The organism is Pseudoxanthobacter sp., from assembly GCF_036822375.1.
GTDB lineage: Bacteria > Pseudomonadota > Alphaproteobacteria > Rhizobiales > Segnochrobactraceae > Pseudoxanthobacter.
The window spans coordinates 1-22,912 of the sequence record NZ_DAISHT010000011.1; the positions used below are offsets into that span (position 1 = coordinate 1).

Annotated in this window: 18 protein-coding genes; 11 read left to right on the forward strand and 7 right to left on the reverse strand. The window is 67.9% G+C overall.

The window, feature by feature from the left end; genetic code table 11:
* Nucleotides 1-10: 10 nt before the first annotated feature.
* Nucleotides 11-2,287 carry a mechanosensitive ion channel family protein gene (locus V7067_RS02495; protein ID WP_334174293.1) on the reverse strand — a complete coding sequence of 759 codons (2,277 nt, stop codon included), beginning with the start codon at nucleotides 2,285-2,287 and terminating at the stop codon, nucleotides 11-13.
* A gap of 234 nt (nucleotides 2,288-2,521) precedes the next feature.
* Between V7067_RS02495 and rutR the strand changes: the two genes are divergently transcribed.
* The 5 genes from rutR (at nucleotide 2,522) to V7067_RS02520 (ending at nucleotide 8,207) form a co-directional block, all read left to right on the forward strand.
* Nucleotides 2,522-3,283 (forward strand): HTH-type transcriptional regulator RutR, encoded by a 762-nt coding sequence (gene rutR, locus V7067_RS02500; protein ID WP_334174294.1) that lies wholly within the window; start codon nucleotides 2,522-2,524, stop codon nucleotides 3,281-3,283.
* Between the two features lie 309 nt (nucleotides 3,284-3,592).
* Entirely contained in the window at nucleotides 3,593-4,576 is a 984-nt protein-coding gene (locus V7067_RS02505) for a BMP family protein (protein ID WP_334174295.1), read from the forward strand.
* Between the two features lie 108 nt (nucleotides 4,577-4,684).
* Nucleotides 4,685-6,214 carry an ABC transporter ATP-binding protein gene (locus tag V7067_RS02510; protein ID WP_334174296.1) on the forward strand — a complete coding sequence of 510 codons (1,530 nt, stop codon included), beginning with the start codon at nucleotides 4,685-4,687 and terminating at the stop codon, nucleotides 6,212-6,214.
* Nucleotides 6,214-7,263, forward strand: a complete 1,050-nt coding sequence (locus V7067_RS02515; protein ID WP_334174297.1) for an ABC transporter permease — start codon at nucleotides 6,214-6,216, stop codon at nucleotides 7,261-7,263. The genes V7067_RS02510 and V7067_RS02515 overlap by 1 nt, the downstream gene beginning before the upstream one ends.
* Nucleotides 7,263-8,207 carry an ABC transporter permease gene (locus tag V7067_RS02520; RefSeq protein WP_334174298.1) on the forward strand — a complete coding sequence of 315 codons (945 nt, stop codon included), beginning with the start codon at nucleotides 7,263-7,265 and terminating at the stop codon, nucleotides 8,205-8,207. The genes V7067_RS02515 and V7067_RS02520 overlap by 1 nt, the downstream gene beginning before the upstream one ends.
* Nucleotides 8,208-8,274: 67 nt before the next feature.
* On the opposite strand, the gene rutF is transcribed toward V7067_RS02520, so the two are convergent.
* The 5 genes from rutF to rutA form a co-directional block, all read right to left on the reverse strand.
* Nucleotides 8,275-8,823 carry an NADH-dependent FMN reductase RutF gene (gene rutF / locus V7067_RS02525; RefSeq protein WP_334174299.1) on the reverse strand — a complete coding sequence of 183 codons (549 nt, stop codon included), beginning with the start codon at nucleotides 8,821-8,823 and terminating at the stop codon, nucleotides 8,275-8,277.
* A gap of 33 nt (nucleotides 8,824-8,856) precedes the next feature.
* Nucleotides 8,857-9,648 carry a pyrimidine utilization protein D gene (gene rutD, locus V7067_RS02530; protein WP_334174300.1) on the reverse strand — a complete coding sequence of 264 codons (792 nt, stop codon included), beginning with the start codon at nucleotides 9,646-9,648 and terminating at the stop codon, nucleotides 8,857-8,859.
* 73 nt (nucleotides 9,649-9,721) lie between these two features.
* Nucleotides 9,722-10,111, reverse strand: a complete 390-nt coding sequence (gene rutC / locus V7067_RS02535; protein WP_334174301.1) for a pyrimidine utilization protein C — start codon at nucleotides 10,109-10,111, stop codon at nucleotides 9,722-9,724.
* 22 nt (nucleotides 10,112-10,133) lie between these two features.
* Nucleotides 10,134-10,883: a pyrimidine utilization protein B gene (rutB, locus tag V7067_RS02540; RefSeq protein ID WP_334174302.1), complete on the reverse strand. Its 750-nt coding sequence runs from the start codon at nucleotides 10,881-10,883 to the stop codon at nucleotides 10,134-10,136.
* Entirely contained in the window at nucleotides 10,880-11,971 is a 1,092-nt protein-coding gene (gene rutA / locus V7067_RS02545; protein WP_334174322.1) for a pyrimidine utilization protein A, read from the reverse strand. Before rutA ends, rutB begins: the two co-directional genes overlap by 4 nt.
* A gap of 467 nt (nucleotides 11,972-12,438) precedes the next feature.
* On the opposite strand from rutA, the gene V7067_RS02550 reads away from it, so the two are divergent.
* The 4 genes from V7067_RS02550 (at nucleotide 12,439) to cysN (ending at nucleotide 18,653) form a co-directional block, all read left to right on the forward strand.
* Nucleotides 12,439-14,607, forward strand: a complete 2,169-nt coding sequence (locus V7067_RS02550) for a malate synthase G (protein ID WP_334174303.1) — start codon at nucleotides 12,439-12,441, stop codon at nucleotides 14,605-14,607.
* A 303-nt stretch (nucleotides 14,608-14,910) separates the two neighbouring features.
* Entirely contained in the window at nucleotides 14,911-15,747 is an 837-nt protein-coding gene (gene cysQ, locus V7067_RS02555; RefSeq protein WP_334174304.1) for a 3'(2'),5'-bisphosphate nucleotidase CysQ, read from the forward strand.
* 102 nt (nucleotides 15,748-15,849) lie between these two features.
* On the forward strand, nucleotides 15,850-16,758 hold the full coding sequence (cysD, locus tag V7067_RS02560) for a sulfate adenylyltransferase subunit CysD (protein WP_334174305.1): 909 nt from the start codon (nucleotides 15,850-15,852) through the stop codon (nucleotides 16,756-16,758).
* A complete protein-coding gene (gene cysN / locus V7067_RS02565; RefSeq protein ID WP_334174306.1) occupies nucleotides 16,758-18,653 on the forward strand; it encodes a sulfate adenylyltransferase subunit CysN in 1,896 nt (631 codons plus the stop codon). Before cysD ends, cysN begins: the two co-directional genes overlap by 1 nt.
* A gap of 67 nt (nucleotides 18,654-18,720) precedes the next feature.
* Here the strand turns inward: cysN and V7067_RS02570 are convergent, their stop codons facing one another.
* Nucleotides 18,721-20,169 (reverse strand): DUF1214 domain-containing protein, encoded by a 1,449-nt coding sequence (locus V7067_RS02570; RefSeq protein WP_334174307.1) that lies wholly within the window; start codon nucleotides 20,167-20,169, stop codon nucleotides 18,721-18,723.
* 156 nt (nucleotides 20,170-20,325) lie between these two features.
* On the opposite strand from V7067_RS02570, the gene V7067_RS02575 reads away from it, so the two are divergent.
* Together V7067_RS02575 and serA are read left to right on the forward strand one after the other, a co-directional pair.
* A complete protein-coding gene (locus tag V7067_RS02575) occupies nucleotides 20,326-21,339 on the forward strand; it encodes an AraC family transcriptional regulator ligand-binding domain-containing protein (RefSeq protein ID WP_334174308.1) in 1,014 nt (337 codons plus the stop codon).
* Nucleotides 21,340-21,622: 283 nt separating this feature from the next.
* Nucleotides 21,623-22,870 carry a phosphoglycerate dehydrogenase gene (gene serA / locus V7067_RS02580; RefSeq protein ID WP_334174309.1) on the forward strand — a complete coding sequence of 416 codons (1,248 nt, stop codon included), beginning with the start codon at nucleotides 21,623-21,625 and terminating at the stop codon, nucleotides 22,868-22,870.
* Nucleotides 22,871-22,912 lie beyond the last annotated feature (42 nt).

Genomic DNA, 22,912 nt, shown 5'->3' on the forward strand with positions numbered 1-22,912 from the left:
CCGGATTGGCTCAGGCGGCGGGGCTGGCCGCTGCCTGCTGGCTGATGAGGGTGGCCTGCGCCGCGGCGGCCTCGGCCTCGCCGTCGCCGCCGGCGACCTGCACGCGCGGCACGGCGAACTCGATGCCGTTCTCGTCGAACGCCTTCTTGATGTTGGCCAGCGCCTTGCGGCGGATGACGAACTGCTCGCCCGGCCGCGCCATCATCTTCACGCGGATCTTGATGCCGTATTCGTCAAATTCTTCCACGCCCTGCATTTTCAGCGGCTCCAGGAAGCTTGGCCCAAGCTCCGGATCGGCCATCATGTCGGTACCGATGCGCTTGATGAGCTTGCGGGCCTTTTCCAGATCGGTGTCATAGGTAACGCGCATGGTGAGCTTCACCACCACCCAGTCGCGGCTCATGTTCTGCACCGCGCCCAGCACGCCGAAGGGAACCGTGTAGACCGGCCCGCGGTGGTGGCGCAGCTTGACGGACCGCAGGCTGAACGACTCCACCGTGCCCTTGTAGCTGCCGCTCTGGATGTATTCGCCGACGCGGAAGGCATCGTCCAGCAGGTAGAACATGCCGGATATGATGTCCTTGACCACCGTCTGCGCGCCGAAGCCGACCGCCACGCCGACCACGCCGGCACCGGCGATGAGGGGCGCGATGTCGATGCCGAAGGCCGACAGCTCCATCAGCACGGCGACGACCATCACCACGATGAACAGCAGGTTGCGCAGGATCGGCAGCAGCGTCTGCAGGCGCTGCTGGCGGCGCACGGCCGCCTCGTCGCCGGAAACGGTCTCAATCTCCTTGAGGCGCGAATCGATGGCGGCGGTGGCAAGCTGCCAGATCAGGTCGGCGCCCAGATAGATGATGATCGCGCTCATGGTGGAGCGGGCGATGCGGGTGAGGATGGATTCCGAATCCGACAGATCGCCCAGCGCGATGCCCCACGCGTGGGCGATGCCCACGATGGCAGCGATGATGAGGACGCTGCGGATGCCGCGATCCACGAACACGGCCATCACCCCGAGCGGAATGGTGCGGTCGGGCGAGGAACGGCGCGCGATGTTGGCGACGGCAGCGTTGACCAGTGTGATGGCGAACGGCAGCAGCGTCAGGATCAGCAGCGTGAGGAACATCGGGAACATGCCGGCAACCCACAGGCACCACAGCGCGATGGCGATGGTGACGCCGAGGGCGGAGGCGAGGCGGCGGCGCAGCGGCGAGGCATCGGGCGTCGTCGGCCGGCGGATAATGGCCTCGGCGGCGATGACGATGAGGCCGATCGCCAGAACATAGGCATCGAGCTTGCGCGCGCCGAGCGACATGGAGGCGGCAAGCCCGGCCACCGTGGCATAGCCGAACGCGAACCAGCCGATGAACAGCGTGATGCGCCGCGCCCAGAAGCCGGCGGCCTCGTCGCTGAACGGCATGATGCGGTTTGCGTTGCCATCGCCCTGAACGCCCGGGGCCAGCAGCAGTTCCACCGCCACCTTGGCCAGACGCACGATCACGACGGCGGTGAAATAGGCCGCCGCGATGCCTTCCAGCAGCGGCGGCGGTTCCAGCAGCAGGAAGGTGGCGATGCCGGCGATGCTGAACACGATGAGCCCGCCGATGCGGCGCATCAGCCACAGGCCCATGCCGATCCAGCGGTCCGCCTCGCCGCCGAGCGCGGTGGCCGGCAGGCGGGTGCGGCCGAACAGCAGCCGCGCCAGCGCTTCTACCGCGGCACCCAGCAGGAACGGCACGATCAGCGTGGCGGCAAAGCGGAACGGCCCCACGATGTCGGCCAGCGCCAGCAGCCGGTGGGTCCATGCCACGGCCTCGTTCGGCCAGTTGTCGAGGGCGGCGGTGATCTCTTCGGCGTGGTTGCGCAGCATGCCCAGCCGGTCTGACAGGCGTGCCGCCATGTCGCTGCCCGGCACGGATGCGGCAGCGGGGGCCGCGGAGGCGGCGCCGGCTGCGGCCTTGTCGCCGGTGCCAAGCGTGGTGGTCAGCCAGCTCCGCACGTCCGGCTCGTTCAGAAGCCGCATCATTTCACGCACATCGGCGGGCACTGGGGCGGCAGTGGCGGTGTCGGCGGCCGGCGGCGCGGTCTTTGCGGCTGCGCCGGCGGTCTCGGCCGCCAGAGCCGGGGCGGTCCCCGCGGGAAGCAGCGGCAGAAGACCCAGCGCCAGCAGCAGGACCGCAAACAGCACCCGCACCGTCTGCAGGCTGCCGGCGCAGGGCAGGCGCAAGCAGAACCGCCCCGGCGCGCGTGTTCCGGTCCGCGTCACCGGCGTATCCATCACCATTGCCATCTCTGCCCCCGATCGTGGTCTTGCGGCATAACCGCACGAATGGCGGCAGAGAACAAGATTGCGAAAACAAATGGCGCTTTCCACGGCAAAACGGCGCGGATCATGTATTGTTGACGAACATGCGGCCCGGCGGGTCGCCGCCTCTGCGGGTGCCAGCCGCCCGCAGGCGATCCGGGGCCGTTGCAGGGGCGGCGCCGCACGCAGGTGCGGGGCGGCCGGGTTCGGGAGGTGCGCTTGAAGAATGGTGCCGGCGCCGCAGGGCGCAGCCAGAACAGGCATCGGCCGTCTGCGGGCCGGCCTGCGGGCCGCTCTGCCCGGGACACCGGCGAACCGCCGCCGGCGGCGGCCGCCAGCCGGCAGGCGCGCAGCGCGGCCCGGCGGACCGTTATTCTCGATGCCGGGCTTGTGCTGTTCGCGCGTCATGGCCTCCATGGCACGAAAATGGAAGATATCGCGCGTCAGGCCGGGGTCTCGAAGACAAATCTGTTCTATTATTTCGCCTCCAAGGAGGCGATCTATATCGCTCTTCTGCAAAGACTGCTGGAAAAATGGTCCGATCCGCTGGGCGAGATCGCCGCAGATGAAGATCCGCAACAGGCGCTGGCCGCCTATATTCGCCGCAAGATCGCCTTCTCGCGTTCCAACGCCGACGAATCGCGGCTGTTCTGCGTGGAAATGGCGCAGGGCGCCCCGCTGCTGGGCAATGCGCTGGAAGGCTCCGTAAAAGGCGTGATCCTGGAGAAGGCGGCCATCCTCAGCCGCTGGATGGACGACGGGCGGCTGGCGCGGGTCGATCCCTGCCACCTGATCTTTGCCCTGTGGGCCACCACGCAGCACTATGCGGATTTCGCCCCGCAGATCGCCGCCATCACCGGCCGCGGGCTGGAGGACGATGCCTTTCTGGAAGAGGCGGTGGCGGCTGTACAGGCCATCGTGCTCGCGGGCCTTTTGCCGCGGGCGGACCCGCCGCCGCCTGCGGCGGCCGGGTGAGCCGCTTCGCCGCGCCGGCAAAGCCGCGGCTGGCATGGCTTTCGCTTGAGCGGCCGGGCACGAAAACGCGCCGACGGCCCCGGAGGGAGGCAGGCCGACGCAGGCGGGACGGGCGGGAAGGGGCCCTGTCGGTGCCTAATCCTGCGGCAGGACGCCTGTTCAATCGGCTTGACGGACCACCGGCGGACGGGTTCACACTTTTACCGAAAGATCAAATCCGGGCGGTGCCATGCGGGCCGGGGCGGGGCGGACAGGGCCGCGCTGCGGCGCGGACGGGCAGCCGCCGGAACAAGCGGGGAAAATCGGTTCATGTCCACGACTCTCACGCGTCGCACGCTGCTGGCCGCTTCCGCGGCGGGCGCGCTCACGCTTTCGCTGCCGCGCGCCTTTGCGGCCGGCGAGAAGCTGAAGGTGGCCGGCATCCATGCCTCGCCGGTGGAAAACGCCTGGAATTCGCGCCTGCACGAGGCGCTGCTGAAGGCACAGGCCGACGGCCTGATCGAATACACTTTCTCCGAGGGCGTGTCGGGCACCGACTATGCCCGCGCCATGCGCGAATATGCCGAACAGGGCAACAAGCTGATCGTCGGCGAAGCCTATGCGGTGGAGAGCGAGGCCCGTCAGGTTGCCGCCGATTATCCCGATGTCGCCTTCGTGCTCGGCTCCTCCGGCGGGCCGTCGGGCGACAATTTCGGCACCTTCGGCACCTATAATCACGAGGCGGCCTATCTCGCCGGTATGCTGGCGGCCTCGGTCAGCAAGACTGACACCTTCGGCTCGGTCGGTGCCATCCCGATCCCGGAAGTGAACCTGCTCATCAACGGTTTCCGCGAGGGCGTGAAGTCGGTCAACCCGAACGCGAAGTTCCTCGTCGGCTTCATCGGCACCTTCTTCGATCCGCCGAAGGCGCGCGAGGCCGGCCTGGCGCAGATCGATGCCGGCGCCGATGTCCTGTTCGGCGAGCGCATCGGCACCGCCGATGCCGCCAAGGAGAAGGGCAAGCTCGCCATCGGCTCGCTGAAGGACTACACGCCGCTCTATCCCAAGACGGTGTTCGCCAACGCGATGTGGTATTTCGATCCGATTCTGCGGGCCGCCATCGAGGACGTGAAGGCCGGCAAGCCGACCGGGCGCGACTATTCCGAGTATTCCTTCATGGCCAAGGGCGGCAACGACATCGTGTTCTCGGCCGACATGGTGCCGGCCGATGCCGTGAAGGCGATGGAAGAGAAGCGCGCGGCCATCAAGGCCGGCACCTTCACGGTTCCGATCGACAAGACCGAGCCGAAATAAGCCGGCGCCGGTCTGAGTCTGTCCGTGTCCGCGCAGGCCCGGCTTCCGGCGGGCCTGCGCGGCTGCCTTTTCCGCACGGGCGGCCGCGCCCGAACAGGGAACCTGCCGATGGCTGAACCGGCGACCGCTGATCCGGTCCTGCGTCTTGAGCACATCACCAAGCGCTTCGGCGGCCTGGTCGCCAACGACGACATCACGCTGGAACTGCATCCGGGCGAACTGCTGGCGCTGCTGGGCGAGAACGGCGCCGGCAAAACCACGCTGATGAACATTCTGTTCGGTCACTACACGGCCGATGCCGGCCGCGTGGTGGCCTTTGGCGCGGAACTGCCGCCCGGCCGGCCGCGCGCGGCGATTGCCGCCGGCATCGGCATGGTGCACCAGCACTTCGCCCTCGCCGGCAATCTCACCGTGGTGGAAAATGTCGTGGCCGGCACGGAGAGCCTGTGGAAGGTCTCGTCCGATCTTGCCGCGGCGCGCGGGCGCCTGCGCGCGCTCTCCGAGCGGTTCGGCCTTGCCATCGATCCCGATGCCCGGGTGGGCGACCTGTCGGTCGGCGAACGGCAGCGGGTGGAGATTCTGAAGTCGCTCTACCGCGATGCGCGGGTGCTGATCCTCGACGAGCCGACGGCGGTGCTGACCCATCAGGAGGCCGGGCGGCTCTATGAGACGCTGCGCGGCATGGCGGCCAAAGGCCTGTCGCTGATTTTCATTTCCCACAAGCTGCACGAGGTGCTGGGCGCGGCCGATCGCGTGGTGGTGCTGCGCGGCGGGCGGGTGGTGGCCGAGCGCCGTGCCGCGGCGACCACGAAAGAGGAACTGGCCGAACTGATGGTCGGCCGCCGCGTCGCCCGGCCGAAGCGCGAGCCGCAGGCGCCCGGCGCCCCGGTGATCGCGGCGCGCGGGGTCGATGTCGGCACCGGCGCCGGCCGCCGCCTCGCGGGGCTCGATTTTACGCTTCATGCCGGCGAGACGCTGGGCATCATTGGCGTTTCCGGCAACGGGCAGGCGGCGCTGACGCAACTGGTGTGCGGCCTGACCGCGCCTTCTGCCGGCAGCCTGACGATGCTGGATCGCACCATCACCCGGCCCGATCCGCGGGCGCTGGTGGCCGCCGGCGTCGGCCGCGTGCCGGAGGACCGCAACGCCAACGGCGTCGTGGGCGAGATGACGCTGTGGGAAAATGCCGTGCTGGAGCGGCTGGGCGAGCCACGCTTTGCCGCCGGGCCGTTTGTGCGGCGACAGGCGGCACGCGATTTCGCGCAGGCGATCATCCGCCGCTTCGACGTTCGCGGCGGCCGGCCCGACAGCCCGATCCGCCTGCTTTCCGGCGGCAACATGCAGAAGCTCATTCTGGGCCGCAACCTGATGGACGTGCCGCGCATTCTGATCGCCTCGCAGCCCACCCGCGGTCTCGACGAGGGCGCGGTTGCCGCCGTCCATGAAGAAATTCTGGCCGCCCGGCGGGCCGGCGCCGGGATTCTGCTGATTTCCGAGGATCTCGACGAGATCCTGCAACTGGCCGATCGCGTGCAGGCGATCGTCAAGGGCCGGCTTTCGCCGGCCATTGCCGTGGAAGCGGCCGATCCGCGTCGTCTCGGCCTGATGATGGCCGGTGTCTGGGAGGAAGCCGCCTGATGCGCCTCGAACGCCGCGCGGAGGTGCCGCTGGTGCTGGCCGTCTCCGCCCCCATCCTCGCCGTCGTCGTTGCGCTGGCGCTGACCGGCATCCTGATTGCGCTGGCCGGCGCCCCGGTTCTGGAGGCCTACAAACGCCTCGTCATCGGGGCTTTCGGCTCAAGGCTCTCGGTGACCGAGACGCTGACGCGCACCGTGCCGCTGATCCTGACCGGCCTTGCCGCCGCGGTCGCCTTCCGGGCGAAGCTGTGGAACATCGGTGCGGAGGGACAGTTCTATGTCGGCGCGCTGACGGCGGCCGCGCTGGGCTCGCAGGCCGGCCTCGCCCTGCCGGGTTTTGCGCTGATCCCCGTGCTGATGGCGGCCGGTGCCATGGCCGGCATGGTTTTTCTGCTGGTGCCGCTCGGCATGCGGCTGCGGTTCGGCGTCGACGAGGTGGTGACGACGCTGCTGCTGAATTTCGTCGCCCTGCTGTTCGTCTCGATGATGATCGAAGGGCCGCTGCGCGATCCGCTGGCGTTCGGCTGGCCGCAGTCGGCGGCGGTGGTGGCCGATGCGACGCTGCCCAAGCTGCTGGCGCGCTCGCGGCTGCACGTCGGCCTGCTCATTGCCATCGCCGCGGCGCTCGCCATCTGGTTCGTGCAGGCGCGCACCCGCTTCGGCATGGAGAGCCGCGCCGCCGGCCTCAATCCCCCGGCGGCGGCGTTTGCGGGCGTTTCCATCCGCGGGGTGCTGGTGCGGGTCGCCTGCCTTTCCGGCGGCCTTGCCGGGCTTGCCGGCGTGATCGAGGTGATCGGCGTGAAGCGCTACGTCACCACCGATCTTTCGCCCGGCTTCGGTTACACCGGCATCGTGGTGGCCATGCTGGCCGGGCTGCATCCGGCCGGGGTCATCGTGGCGGCGCTGTTCGTCGCCACCATGTTCGTCGGGGCCGATGGCATGAGCCGGGCGCTGGGCGTGCCGAGCTTCATCGCCGATGTCACGGTTTCGCTGTCGCTGCTGACAATGCTCGTGGCGCTGCTGTTCACCTCCTACCGGATCCGCCGCTGATGCTGGACGCGCTCGATATCTTCGCTTCCGCCGGTCTGTGGGCGGCGGTGCTGCGCATCGCCACGCCGCTGATGTTCGGCACCCTCGGTGCCTTGCTGTGCGAGCGCGCGGGCGTGCTCAATCTCGGCATTGAGGGCATCATGACGTTCGGCGCCATGATCGGCTGGCTGACGGTGTTTCAGGGCGCCGATCTGTGGGTGGGGCTGCTGGCGGCGGCGGCCGGCGGAGCGGCCTTCGGCCTGCTTCACGCGGCCATGACGGTGCCGCTCGGCCTGTCGCAGCATGTCACGGGCCTCGGCATCACGCTCTTTGCCTCCTCGCTTGCCTATTACATCTTCCGCCTCGCCGTGCCGGTTTCCGGCACGCCGCCGACGGTGACGCCGTTCCAGCCGGTGCAGATTCCGCTTCTCTCCGACCTGCCGTTCTTCGGCGAGGCCTTCTTCCGCCAGACGGCGCCGACCTGGCTGGCGCTGGCGCTGATCGCGCTGACGGCCTACGGGCTGGCGCGCACGCCGCTGGGGCTGGCGGTGCGCATCGTCGGCGAAAATCCGCATGCGGCCGAGGCGCAGGGCATCAATCCGGTCCGCGTGCGCATCGGCGCCGTCGTGGCCGGCAGCGCGCTGATGGGGCTCGGCGGCTCGTTCCTCACACTGTCGGCCTTCAACTCGTTCTTCCCGACCATGGTGCAGGGCCGGGGCTGGGTGTGCATCGCGCTGGTGGTGTTCGCCTCGTGGAAGCCGTCGCGGGCGCTCGTCGGCGCCATCCTGTTTGCGCTGTTCGATGCCTATCAGTTGCGTCTGCAGCACATTCTCGGCAAGGCGGTGCCCTATCAGGTGTTCCTGATGATCCCCTACCTGATGTCGATCGTGGCGCTGCTGGCCATGTCGCGCCGCGCGCGGGTGCCGCAGGCGCTGATGGTGCCCTATCGCCGCGGCGAGCGCTGACGAGCGATGGCCTCGCCCCGCCGGCGCCATCTGCCGGGCGGGGCGACGCGGACGGCGGCGGGGCCGGTCAGGCGCGGCGGGGCAGGGCGTGATAGCGGCGGTCGAAATAGATGAGGCCGCCGGCCGCCGCGCCGTGACGGATGGCCTCCACGGCGCCGAACAGCACGCGGTGGGTGCCGACATCGACAGATTGCGTCACCCGGCAGTCGAACGACACGGCCGCGCCCTCCAGCACCGGTGCGCCGGTGACGAGCCGGTTCCACTGCGCGGCGGCGAAGCGTCCGGCCATCGGCGTGCGGCCGCCGAACAGGTTCGACAGCGCCTCCTGATCGTGGGACAGCGTGTTGACGCACATCACGCCGTTGTCGGCAAAGGCACAATAGGCCGAGGCCGAACGGTTGATGCACACCAGCAGCGTCGGCGGCGTGTCGGTGACGCTGCACACCGCCGAGGCGGTGAAGCCGGCCTGCCCGCCCGGGCCGTCGGTGGTGATGATGGAAACCGCGGCACCGAGCGCGGCCATCGCTTCGCGAAACGCCGCCTTGTCCACGGCCGGCGGCGCACAGACCGGGGCGGCGGAAAGGCTGAGGTCATCCGGCCGGGCCGTGATCGTCATGATTAACCTCCTCTGGAGTGCGGGCGCGCGCCGTCAGGCCCGCGCGGGCCCGTGCGCGGACAGGAACCGCAGCACGGCCGCATTGAAGGCCTCCGGCAGCACGGCGGAGAAGCCGTGGCCGCCCTCGGGCCACAGATCGAGCCGGCCGGCGGGAAGGCCGGCGGCGAGATGTTGCGAGGCCGTCCACGGAACCAGAATGTCGTCGCGGGTCGCCATCACCAGCGCGGGCGCGGCGATCTCGCCGAGGCGGGCGGTGAGGTCGAAGGCCTCCAGCGCGGCGATGCGCTTCAGCAGCGTGTCGGTGCCCTGAAAATGCGCGATGCCGTGGGCATCGTCGGCCTCGATGCGGGCCGCATTTTCGCTCATCCACGCGGCCGGGTAGAGAAAGAGCGGCTGCGCCTTCACATAGGCTTCAACGCCGGTGTTGAGGAGCAGGGCCTTGCGGGCGGCAAAGCAGCGCTTCGAGTGTGCCTCGGTGCGGCCCCACGCATTGACCAGCACCAGCGAACGGACCGCCTGCGGCCGGGCCAGCGCCAGTTCCAGCCCGACGAGCCCGCCCAGCGCGTGGCCGACGAAGTGGCAGCCGGCGATGCCGGCCTCGTCGAGGATATCGGCGACATCCTGCGCCATGGCGGCAATGGAATAATCCGGCGGCAGCGGGCCGGCATTGGCGCCGGTGCCGCGGTGATCGTAGGCAATCACCCGGTAGCAGGCGGCAAGGGCCGGGATCTGCGGCCGCCAGAAACCAAAGGTGCCGCCGAGACCGCCGGACAGCACGACCGTGCCGGCCGCTGCGTTCTCGCGGCCGAAGACATCGTATTTCATGAGAAGGCTGCTCTCGGGAAGACTGCTTTCGGCCGGCGACGCCCCGGACCGGAGGCCGGGGCGCGCTGCGGCATCACTTCTTGCCGACGTGGGCGGTGGTGGCGATTTCCACCAGCGCATCGGGCTTCACCAGACCGCACTGGATGCAGTAGCGCGCCGGCTTGTCGCCGGGGAAATAGTCGGCATAGGCCTTGTTGACGGCGCCGTAGTTGGCCCAGTCGGTGATGAAGATGGCGTTGAAGGTGACATCCGCCATGGTGCCGCCGGCGGCCTCGATGACCGATTTGATGGTTTCCAGCACATGACGGGTCTGGGCCTCGGCATCGCCGACGTGGACGACGTTGTTGTCCTTGTCGAAGGCGAGGGTGCCGGCGACATAGACGATGCCATCGGCCAGCGCACCGGGCGAATAGGGCGCCAGCGGCTTGCCGGAGCCGGCGGGAATGATCGGCGTGAAGGGCATGGAAGGGCTCCTCTCGGAACAATCAGGGATTGGCGGGCGGCTGCTGGCCGATGGTGCCGCAGAAGTCGGCCACGGTCGAAACCCAGCCGAAGAAGGTTTCGATGTTATAGAGCGCGGCCTTCTGCGCGAATTCCGGGCCGGCCTGATGGGTGGCGTCTTCCAGTGCGACGCAGAAATATTCCAGATGGAAGCCGTCGCGCAGGGTCGATTCAACGCAGACGTTGGTGGCAATGCCGGTAAACACCAGATTGCGGATGCCGCGGGCGCGCAGATAAGTGTCGAGGTTGGTGTTGAAGAAGGCGCTGTAGCGCGGCTTGGGGATGACATAATCGCCCGGCTGCGGCTTCAGGGCGTCAACGAGGTCGTAATCCCAGGTGCCCTTGGCAAGCATGGTGCCGGCCAGCTCGGGGCTCTTGCGCATCTTCTTCAGGGCATTGGACTTGTAGAAATTGGGCGAGCCCGGCCCGCCGGCCTCGCGATAGTCCTTGTCCCAGCCGTTCTGGAAGAAGATGACCGGCAGGCCGGCGGCGCGGGCCGCCTCCACCACGGTCGCGATCCGGTCGATGGTCGCCGCCGCGCCGGAAATGTCGAAGCCGGCGAGATCGAGATAGCCGCCCTTGCTGGCATAGGCATTCTGCATGTCGACGACGATGACCGCCGTCGCCTTCGGATCGAGCCGCAGCGGCTCCGGGCGGGCCGGCAGCACGAGGGCCTCGCCGCCGCTGCCGGCGGCGGCATAGCCGGCGACGGTCTGTTCTTCGCCCAGCATCATGCGATCTCCTTCAGGCTCTCCGCCACATGGCGGCGCGATTTCATCAGCGGCTGGATGCGGGTGCCGAAATCGTCGACGCCCTTGAGGAAGTCGTCGAAGGTCAGCAGCACGCCGCCGGTGCCGGGCACGGTCGCCACCTCGTCCAGCATTTTCGCCACGCTCTCATAAGAGCCGACAATCGTCGCCATGTTGAGGTTCACGGCCGAGGTCGGGTCCGACATGTGGCGCACGTTGGTGTCGGTGCCGGACCTGGTGTCGGCGTTGCTCTGCTCGGTCAGCCACGCCAGCGCCTCGCGGTCGGCGCCGGCCTTGTAGCTTTCCCACTTGGCAAAGGCGGCCTCGTCCGTCTCGTCGGCGATGACCATGAACAGCACATAGGACGACACATCGCGGCCGGTCTTCTCGGTGTGCGTCTGCAGGCGGGCGGCGGTCGGGGCGAAGGCGGTCGGCGTGTTGACGCCCTTGCCGAAAATGAAGTTGTAGTCCGCCCATTTGGCGGTGAACGCCATGCCGGCATCGGACTGACCGGCGCAGATGACCTCGATGTTGCGGGAGGGCACGGGCTTCATGTGGCAGTCTTCCATCTGGAAGAACTCGCCCTTGAAGTCGGACCGGCCGGTCGCCCACAGCTCGCGCAGGATGTGGGCATATTCGTCGAGGAATGCGTAGCGGCGGGCAAAATAGTCGTCGCCCGGCCACAGCCCCATCTGCGAATATTCCGGCCGCTGCCAGCCGGTGACGAGATTGAGGCCGAAGCGGCCGTGGGAAATGGAATCGATGGTCGAGACCATGCGCGCCACGATGGCCGGCGGCAGGGTGAGGGTGGCGGCGGTGCCGAACAGCTTGATGCGCTTCGTCACCGCGGCAAGGCCGGCCATGAGCGTCAGGGATTCCAGGTTATAGTCCCAGAATTCGGTCTTGCCGCCGAAGCCGCGCAGCTTGATCATCGACAGTGCGAAATCGAGCCCGTGCGCCTCGGCCTTCAGCACGATTTCCTTGTTGAGATCGAAGGAGGGCTTGTATTGCGGCGCGGCTTCCGAAATCAGCCAGCCGTTGTTGCCGATAGGAATGAAGACACCGATGTTCAGGCGGTCGCTCACGGCACATCCCTTCTGAAAGATCGCAATGCTTGCGGCAGCGCCGCGTGCGGGGCTGCTTCTTGACTCAAGTCAAAGCATAGCCCGTGCCAGTTCTATAAATACAACAAAATCAATATGTTATTGTCTTCCGCGCAGGCCTCGTCCAACCGGACGGTCTAATTTAGACCAAATGGTCAAATCTCTGCACGACTGAGAGGCACTCGCGTCGTGCGGATGCACACGGATGAGGCGGCGGGCGGCCGGCCGCGCCCGCAACCGCGCTGTGCGGCGAAAGTCGCGTGGCGACTTTTTCCGGAATGGAAATAATCCTGCCGCGGTTCGTGGTGTTCTGCGCAGGGCGGATTCGCCTTATCACCATGTCAGCAGGACGATGCGTGGGGCACAATCGCGGCCTGCCGCGCCCGCACGGGTCGAAAAACGGGCTCACGTCGAGAAAGTCTGGAGCAAGGAAGACCATGGAAACGGTTGCCGCCGAGGGGCTGACGATCGATCGGGAACTGGCCGCGTTCGTGGCCGGCGAGGTGCTGCCCGGCACCGGGCTTGAGGCGGGTGCGTTCTGGGCGGGCGTGTCGGCCATCGTGAAGGATCTGGCCCCCCGCGTGCGCGCGGCGCTGGCGGAGCGCGACGGCATGCAGGCCCGCATCGATGCCTGGCACCGTGCCGCGCCCGGCGTGCCGGCCGATCAGGCCGCCTACGAGGCTTTTCTCACCGCCATCGGCTATCTGAAGCCGGCGCCGGCCCCGTTCGCCATCCGCACGCAGAATGTCGATGCCGAGATTGCGGTGCTGTCCGGCCCGCAGCTCGTCGTGCCGGCTTCCAACGCCCGCTATGCGCTCAATGCGGCGAACGCCCGCTGGGGCAGCTTCTACGATGCGCTCTACGGCACCGACGCCATTCCCGCGGAAGGGCCGGCCAAGAAGGGTTATGACCCGGCGCGCGGAGCCCGCGTCATCGCCCGGGCCAGCGGCTTTCTGGACGAGGCGGCGCCGCTTGCCGGCGGCAGCCATGCCGATGTGACCGCCTATACCGTTGCCGGCGGGGCGCTGGTCGCCGCGCTTGGCGGCGGCACGACGACCGGCCTGAAGGATGCGACCCAGTTTGCCGGCTATCGCGGCGCGGCGGAGGCACCGTCCGCGGTGCTGCTGGTCAACAACGGCCTGCACATCGAGATCGTCATCGATCGCCAAAGCCGCATCGGCCGCGACCGGCCTTCGGGCGTGTCCGATGTGCTGCTTGAAGCGGCGCTGACCACCATCATCGATCTGGAAGACTCGGTCGCCGCCGTCGATGCGGAAGACAAGATCGTCGTCTATCGCAACTGGCTCGGCCTGATGAAGGGCGATCTTGAGGCGACCTTCGAGAAGGGCGGCCACACCGAAACCCGCGCCCTCAGCGCCGACCGCGTCTATACCGCGCCCGATGGCGGCACGCTGACGCTGCCGGGCCGTTCGCTGATGCTGGTGCGCAATGTCGGCCACCACATGTTCACCGATGCGCTGCTGGACGGCGAGGGCCGCGAGGTGCCGGAAGGCATTCTCGATGCGGCCGTTACGGCGCTGATCGCCTCCCACGACCTGAAGGGCAACAGCCGGCACCGCAACAGCCGCACCGGCTCGGTCTACATCGTCAAGCCGAAGATGCACGGCCCCGACGAGGTTGCGCTGACCAGCGAGCTGTTCGCCCGTGTGGAAGACCTCGTCGGCCTGCCGCGCTTCACGCTGAAGCTCGGCATCATGGACGAGGAGCGCCGCACCACCGTCAACCTCGCCGCCTGCATCGCGGCGGCGGCCGACCGCGTGGTGTTCATCAACACCGGCTTCCTCGACCGCACCGGCGACGAGATCCATACCGCGATGGAGGCCGGACCGGTCGTGCGCAAGAACGACATGAAGGCCACGAAGTGGATCGATGCCTACGAGCGCAACAATGTCGATGTCGGTCTGGCCTGCGGCCTGCCCGGCAAGGCGCAGATCGGCAAGGGCATGTGGGCGGCCCCCGACCTGATGGCGGAGATGCTGAAGACCAAGATCGGTCATCCGCGCGCCGGCGCTTCCACCGCGTGGGTGCCCTCGCCGACGGCGGCGACGCTGCATGCCACCCATTATCATGCGGTGGACGTGCGGGCGCGGCAGGCGGAAATCGCCGGCCGGGCGCCGGCGCTGCTGTCGGATATCCTGACCCTGCCGCTGGCCAGCTCCAATTTCGCGCCGGCGGACGTTCAGGAAGAACTCGATAACAACCTGCAGGGCCTGCTCGGCTACGTCGTGCGCTGGGTCGATCAGGGCGTGGGCTGTTCCAAGATCCCCGATATCCACGATATCGGCCTGATGGAGGACCGGGCGACGCTGCGCATTTCCTCCCAGCACGTCGCCAACTGGCTGCGTCATGGCATCGTGACGGCCGCGCAGGTGGAAGAGACGCTGCGCCGCATGGCGGCGGTCGTCGACCGGCAGAATGCCGGCGACCCGCTCTACACGCCCATGGCGCCGGCCTTCGACGGCCCGGCCTTCCGGGCCGCGCACGATCTGGTGTTCCTCGGCACCGAGCAGCCCAACGGCTACACCGAGTTCGTGCTGCACGCCCGGCGCCGCGAGGCCAAGGCGCAGGCCGGCCCGGCAGCCTGAACCGCGCCTGCGGCCCGGTCCCGGCGCACAAAAATCGGCTCCGGCCGGCCGGAATCTGCGGCGCCGCCCCCCTTTGCCGGGGCGGCGCCGCATTGCGTTTCTGCCGTGCCCCGATCTGAGGGCAATTTGCGCAATTCGGTACCCGGTTTTGCCGGTTCAGGGGTAATATGTTGCTTCTATCCGCTGCGGTGTTGGCTTAGAGACTTGAAAGCCGGGGCGCGGGGAAAGACATTCCTGCTGCAGCCGGTCGCGGCGGGTGTTTGGATCGGCAAAAGGCCGGTTCCGGGGAGGTTTCTGCCCACGATGACGACGACTGCACCCGAGGCCGCGCGGCTGCCCGAGCTGATGGCACTGGCGGTGGAAGCCGGCGAGGCCATCCTCGCACTCTACTGCACCGACTGCGCCGTGAAGGTGAAGGCCGATGCCTCACCGGTAACCGAGGCGGATGCCCGTGCCGAAGCCGTGATTCTGGCCGGGCTGGCGCGCCTTTTTCCCGATATTCCCGTGGTGGCGGAAGAGGAATGCGCCGCCGGCCGCATTCCGCCGACGGACGGGCTGTTCTTCCTCGTCGATCCGCTGGACGGCACCAGAGAATTCCTGTCCCGCAACGGCGAGTTCACGGTCAACATCGCGCTCATCCGCGACGGCGTGCCGGTGCTGGGCGTGGTTCATGCGCCGGCGCTGGGCGTGCTTTATGCGGGCACCACGCTGGGCGCGGCGCCGCTTGCGATCCGGGCGACGGTTACCGGCCGGGCCGTCGGCGCGCCGGTTCCGGTTGCCGTGCGCGCGGCACCGGCGGAGGGGCTCGCGGCCATCGGCAGCCGCTCCCACGGGGCAGCGGAGACCGGCGACTGGCTGAAGCGCTTCCGCATCTCTTCGTTCGTGGCGGCCGGGTCGTCGCTCAAGTTCTGTCTGGTGGCCGAAGGGCGCGCCGATATCTATCCGCGCATCGGCCGCACCATGGAATGGGATACGGCGGCCGGCGATGCGGTGCTGCGCGCGGCCGGCGGGCTGGTCACCACTTTCGACGGTGCCCCGTTCGTCTATGGCAAGCGCGTTCAGGCCCACGATGCGCCTTACGCGAACCCGCATTTCGTCGCTTTCGGCGACCGCAGCCTGATTGCGGCGGCGTTCGGCTGAGGTGCGGCCCGTCCCCTTTTCTGCGTTCGGGCGAGAGCGCCCGCAATCGGCCGCACAAGCCCGCACGGGCCAGGGAAGCCGGCCTCAAGAGGTGTCCAGAGCATGTCGACCGATCGGCTGACGCATCTCAAGCGTCTTGAAGCGGAATCGATCTTCATCATCCGGGAGGTCGCGGCCGAGTTCCGCAATCCGGTGATGCTCTATTCCATCGGCAAGGACTCGGCGGTGATGCTGCACCTTGCGGTGAAGGCGTTCTATCCCTCGCGGCCGCCCTTTCCGCTGATGCACATCGACACGACGTGGAAGTTCCGCGAGATGATCGCCTTCCGCGACCGCATGGCGAAGGAACTGGGCTTCGACCTGATCGTGCACACCAATCAGGCCGGTCTGGCGCAGGGCATCAATCCGTTCGATCACGGCTCCTCGCTCTACACCAACATCATGAAGACCGAGGCGCTGAAAGAAGCGCTGACCAAATACGGGTTCGACGCGGCCTTCGGCGGTGCGCGGCGTGACGAGGAAAAAAGCCGCGCCAAGGAGCGCGTGTTCTCGTTCCGCACGGAAAATCACGGCTGGGACCCCAAGAACCAGCGGCCGGAACTGTGGAACCTCTACAATGCCCGGGTCAAGCCGGGTGAATCGATCCGCGTCTTTCCGTTGTCGAACTGGACCGAGCTCGACATCTGGCAATATATTCTGGCCGAGAACATTCCCATCGTGCCGCTGTATTTTGCCCGGAAGCGGCCGGTCGTCTGGCGCGGCGGTCAGATGATCATGGTCGACGATGCGCGCCTGCCGCTGCAGCCCGGCGAGGTGCCGGAAGAGCGCATGATCCGCTTCCGCACGCTCGGCTGCTACCCGCTGACGGCCGCCATCGACAGCGAAGCCGACACGCTGGAGGCCATCGTGCGCGAAATGCTGATCGCGCGCACCTCCGAGCGGTCCGGCCGCCTGATCGACCACGACGAGGCCGCCTCGATGGAAAAGAAGAAGCGCGAGGGGTATTTCTGATGGATGCCGCCGTGACCGACGAGAACTTTCTCGCCTATCTCGACCGCCACGAGAACAAGGGCCTGCTGCGTTTCCTCACCTGCGGCAGCGTGGACGATGGCAAGTCGACCCTGATCGGGCGCCTGCTCTACGATACCAAGCTGCTGTTCGAGGATCAGCTGGCAACGCTCTCCAGCGATTCCCGCAAGCACGGCACCACCGGCGACGACCTTGACTTCGCCCTGCTGGTCGACGGGCTGGCGGCCGAGCGCGAGCAGGGCATCACCATCGACGTTGCCTATCGCTTCTTCGCCACGGAGAAGCGCAAGTTCATCGTGGCCGATACGCCCGGTCACGAACAATATACCCGCAACATGGCGACGGGGGCGTCCAACTCCGATCTGGCGGTTATCCTCGTCGATGCGCGGCAGGGCATCCTGACACAGACGCGGCGGCACTCGTTCATCGTGTCGCTGGTCGGCATCCGCCATGTGGTGCTGGCGGTCAACAAGATCGATCTGGTCGGCTTCTCGCAGGAGGTGTTCGGGCGCATCGTCGACGAATACCGCGCGTTTGCGGCCGACCTCGGTTTTGAAACGCTCGTCGCCGTGCCGCTTTCGGCCCGCTTCGGCGACAACGTGCTGGAAAAGAGCGCCAATACGCCGTGGTATGACGGCCCGACGCTGGTGGAGCATCTGGAAAGCGTTGCGGTGGAAGACCGCGCGGCCGCCGCGCCGTTCCGCTTTCCCGTGCAGTGGGTCAACCGGCCGAACCTCGATTTCCGCGGCTTTTCCGGCACCATTGCCGGCGGCCGGGTGAAGCCGGGCGATGCGGTGGCGGTGGCCTCGTCCGGCCGCACCACGCGGGTCCGGGCCATCGTCACCCGGGACGGCAATCTCGACGAGGCACGCGCCGGGCAGGCGGTGACGCTGACGCTGGAAGACGAGGTCGATATCTCCCGCGGGGATATCATCGCTGCGGCCGCAAGCCGGCCGCAGGTGGCCGACCAGTTCGCCGCCCACCTGATCTGGATGGACGAGGCCCCGCTGCTGCCCGGCCGGCCTTATTTCCTCAAGATCGGCACCCGCACGGTCGGCGCCTCGGTGACGGAGATCAAGCACAAGATCGACGTCAACACGTTCCAGAAACTGGCCGCCAAGCAACTGAACCTGAACGAGGTGGCGGTCGCCAATTTCGCCACGCAGGACCCGGTTGCCTTCGATCCGTTCCGGGAACTGGCGGCGACAGGTGCCTTCATCGTCATCGACCGGATGACGAACCGCACGGTCGGCGCCGGCATGATCGATTTCGGCCTGCGGCGCGCGACGAACGTGCACTGGCAGGCGCTGGAAATCAGCAAGGCCTCGCGGGCGGCGATGAAGCAGCAGAAGCCGGTCGTGCTGTGGTTTACCGGCCTTTCCGGGGCGGGCAAGTCGACCATTGCCAATCTGGTGGAGAAGAAGCTCGCCGGGCTGACGCGCCACACCTACCTGCTCGACGGCGACAACGTGCGCCATGGCCTCAACCGCGACCTTGGCTTCACCGAGGCCGACCGGGTGGAGAACATCCGCCGCGTGGCGGAGGCGGCGAAGCTGTTCGTCGATGCCGGCCTGATCGTGCTGGTGTCGTTCATCTCGCCGTTCCGGGCTGAGCGGCGGCTGGCGCGCGAGCTGCTGGAGCCGGGCGAGTTCGTGGAGATCTTCGTCGACACGCCGCTGGCCGTGGCCGAGGCGCGCGACGTGAAGGGGCTTTATGCCCGGGCGCGGCGCGGCGAGATCAAGAACTTCACCGGCATCGACAGCCCCTACGAGCCGCCGGAGAACCCGGAACTGCGCCTTGAGGGCGGCGTGCGGCCGCCGGAGGAACTGGCGGAAGACGTGGTGCGCTGGCTGACGGAGAAGGGTTACCTGGCCTGACGGGCAAGGCCCGGCCGGCCGCAGCCCCCGCCCAACGGCGGGCAGCGGCGCCGGCCGGGCCCTGTCATCAGACCCTGACCACCGGCGGCGGCGCCCAGGTGCCGTCGAGGATGGAGGGCGGGGTGCGGTTCGGCCAGTAGAGCCGCATGGTCATCGCAAACGGTGCGGCCGGGGCCGGCAGCCAGTTGGCTTCCTTGTCCGCGCCGGGCGATTCATGCTGGAAATAGAGCGTCAGCGAGCCGTCGTCGTTATAGACGAACGTGTTGCGCGTGCTCAGCGTCAGCCGGTTGAGCGGGTTCGGATAGAACCACAGGCCGTTGTCGATCTGGTACATGGTGATCGACCAGAACGCCTGCTCGTTGACCGGCGGCATGCCGCCCTTCGGGAACGTGAGGGTGTAGCCGTTCCGGCCGTCGAGCCTGGCGCCGGAGCCGTCGACATAGGTCGTCGGATAGACGGAGACCTGCGGCTGCTGCGACGGCCAGCCGTTGGAAGCCCATGTGGCGCGGGTCAGGTAATCGGTGCCGTAGATCGCGCCGGTCGCGGTCACCCGCCAGCCGTTTCTGTTCTTGCCCAGATTGGCCCATTTCTCGTTGAGCTGATCGGTGACGACCTGCGGAATGTCCTTCAGCGCCGCCTGCACGGCCGGATCGAGCTTCGAAAGGGCGAAGGGCTGGCCGGGAACGAGGCCGATTTTCGCCATCCGCGCCAGCATCGGCGCATCTTCCGGGGCCGGTCTGGCAGCCGCGGGGATGAGCCGCGTCATCCAGTTGAAATAGCCTTCCAGCCCCAGCCCGAGAATGACCTTCTGCGGCGCTTCGTGCATCGCAATGCCGGCATCGGCCACCGGCGGGGCGACGAAGGTGAAATCCCGTCCGTAGGCGGAAAGCGGCACGATCCGATACTGATCCTGCAGCTTGTGGACGATGGCCAGATCCGCCGGCGTGTCGAGGGCGTAGGTCCGGCCGAGCACGCCCAGATAGCGGGTCGGATAGGCGATGTGGATCATGCCGGCGGGCACTTCGCCCTGCCAGCCCGGGCCGGTGAAAAGATAGGTTGCCGCCGCGGGGCCGGTGGTGTTGGTGCCGACGCTGTGCCTGACGACCATCCACAGGTCGACCAGCTCGAAATTGAAGAAGCGATCGCGGATTTCCGGGTGGCTGAAGACCATCGGCTCCTTGAGGTCGAGCCACGCCATGGAATAGAGCGTGTCGGCGTTGGTGGCCGAAACCCCGCGATAGGTTGCCGGCGGGTAGCCGCGGATATTGAAGAAGGCGCCGAGCGGCGCGCTCAGCTGCCCGACCTCCGCCACGTTGCTCATCTGCAGGCGGGTGATGTCGGTCGTGACCAGCGAATAGCCGTAGATGTAGGCATCGATGGCGATCTGGCGGGCCTCATGAGCGGTCAGGCCCGCCGCCTGCGCGGTGCCGGGCAGCGCGGCCGCCAGCGTGCCGGCCGCCGCCGTGGCCAGAAAGGTGCGGCGGGAAATGCCGCCTTCGACAGACGTGTCAGACATTTAAGGGCATCCTCAGACAGAGGTTCTTCCGGCGTTTCCGGTGTGCGGACGCGTAGCCCGGCCGGCGTATGACCCGCCGGCACCGGTCATCGTTTGAGGACGACCATAAGCGTGCTAGTGGTGCGCGTGTTTGCCATTTCTCGCCAGCGATCGCCCATGAAACCGCCCACCGACGATGCCCTGCAGCGGGTCAGCCCGGCGGCGGCCCTGCCCGCCGTTCTCGAAGACCTTGGCATCGATCCCGGGCCGGTGTTCGAAGGGCTGGGTTTCGGTCCGCACGATCTCGTCGCCGGCGCACGGGTTCCCTTCGCACAGGCGCTGGTGCTGCTGGAGCGGGCGGGGCGGCTTGCCGGGCAGCCGGAACTGGGCGTGCGGGTCGGCGTGCGCAACGATCACCGCTGCCTCGGCACGGTTGGCGAGCTGATGGCGGCGGCGCCGACGCTGGGGCAGGCTCTGGCCGATTATGTGGCCCTGCAGGGCGGGCATTCTCAGGCGGCATGCTCCTATCTGGTGCCGATGGGCGAGTGCGTGGCCCTTGGCTTCGGCATCTATGACCGGCAGGCGCCGGGGACCGATCAGGTCTACGGGCTCGCCATGGGGGCGGGCGCAAACATGATCCGCAGTCTCACCGGCGATGCGGTGGCGCCGCTGGAGGCGCATTTCTCCATCCGGCGGCCGCCGAACCCGGCGGTCTTTGCGGGCCTGCTGGGAACGGAGGTGCGGTTCAATCAGCCCCAGACGTGCGTTCTGGTGCGGCGCGCCGACCTGAGCGCCCCGACTGTTGCGCCCGATCCGGCGCGCCGGGATGAGCTTCTGGCCGCGCTTCCGGTCCGTCTGGGGCTTGCCGGACAGTCCGCCACGGCGCGCCTTCGCCATGTTCTGCGGCCGTCCCTCAGTCTCGGCGATACGTCGCTGGCGGCTGCCGCCCGCCGCCTGCACATGACCGCACGCACCCTCGGCCGCTGCCTTGCCCGGGAGGACACGTCCTTTGCGCGGGAGCGCGACGCGGTGCGCTTCGTCATGGCCTCGGAACTGCTGCGACTGACCGAACTGCCCGTGGGCGACATTTCGGCCGCCCTCTCCTATGCAACCCACAGCGCGTTCGTGCGCAGTTTCCGGCGCTGGAGCGGCATGGCGCCTTCCGAATGGCGGGCGGCGCAGGGCCGTTGACCGGTGACGGCCCGACCGGCCGGGACCGGGCGGTGTGCGCGCCGCCGCCGCTGCACTGCTGTCGTGCGCGGGCATGACGGCCCTCCGGCGGATGCAATCCTCAGGGCAGGGATGGTCTGGACTCCGGCGGCCAAGTGGCTAAGGTCCGCCTGCGCAACGCGCCCCCGGCCGATGTTGGTGTCTGCCGGGCCTGACCGGGCGGAGCCCCGCCCGGCGGCGGGGTTGCGCACTGCCTGCAACAACGCCGAAGGACTCTGCCGTCGTGTCCGCCAGCCAATCTCTCATGCCGCATCTGTCTCTGGCCAAGGACAAGATCCGCGTGCTGCTTCTCGAAGGCATCAATGACAGCGCCGTGGCGCTGATGGCCGCCGAGGGCTACACCAACGTCACCCGCCTCACCAAGGCGCTGGACGAAGACGCCCTCTGCGAGGCGATCCGCGGAACCCACATTCTGGGCATCCGCTCCCGCACCCACATCACGCCCCGCGTGCTGGAAGCGGCCGATCGCCTGATCGCCATCGGCTGCTTCAGCGTCGGCACCAATCAGGTCGATATCGACGCCTGCGGCCAGTATGGCATTCCGGTCTTCAATGCGCCGTTCTCCAACACGCGCAGCGTGGCCGAACTGGTGATCGGCGAAATCGTCATGCTGCTGCGGCGCGTTCCGGCCCGCTCGACCGGCGCCCACGCCGGGCGGTGGGAGAAGTCGGCCGCCTTCAGCCACGAAGTGCGGGGCAGAACGCTCGGCATCGTCGGCTACGGCAATATCGGCTCGCAGCTTTCCATTCTGGCCGAGGCCATGGGCATGCGGGTGATCTTCTACGATCAGACCGACAAGCTGCGGCAGGGCAATGCCGAGCCGATGCCGAACCTGCAGGCGCTTCTGGAAACCGCCGACATCGTGACGCTGCATGTGCCGGAGACGCCGGCCACCCACGGCATGATCGGCCGCGCGGAAATCGCGGCCATGAAGCAGGATGCCTACCTCATCAACAACAGCCGCGGCACGGTGGTCGATCTTGAGGCCCTTGCCGACGCGGTGCGCGACGGCAAGCTGCGCGGTGCGGCCGTCGATGTGTTCCCCGTCGAGCCCAAGGCCAATGGCGAGCGGTTCGTCTCGCCCCTGCAGGGGCTGGACAACGTCATTCTGACGCCGCACATCGGCGGGGCGACGGAAGAGGCGCAGGAGCGCATCGGCTCCGAGGTTGCGCGCAAGCTGGTGGAATACAGCGACACCGGTTCCACCATGGGCGCGGTCAACTTCCCGCAGGTGCAGTTGCCGACGCGCCAGCAGGGCACGCGCTTCATTCAGGTGCAGCGCAACCTGCCGGGCATGCTCGGCCGCCTCAACGAGGTTCTGGCACGCAACGGCGTCAATATCGCCGCGCAATATTACGAGACGCGCGCCGATGTCGGCTATGTCGTGTTCGATACCGACACCGGCACTGCCGACACCGATCGCGTGCTGGAGGATATCCGCGCCCTGCATGGCACCATCCGGGCGCGGCTGCTCTACGAATATAAGGGCTGAGGCCCCGGCGGCGGATGCCCCGGCAGGCCGGTGCCACCGGTC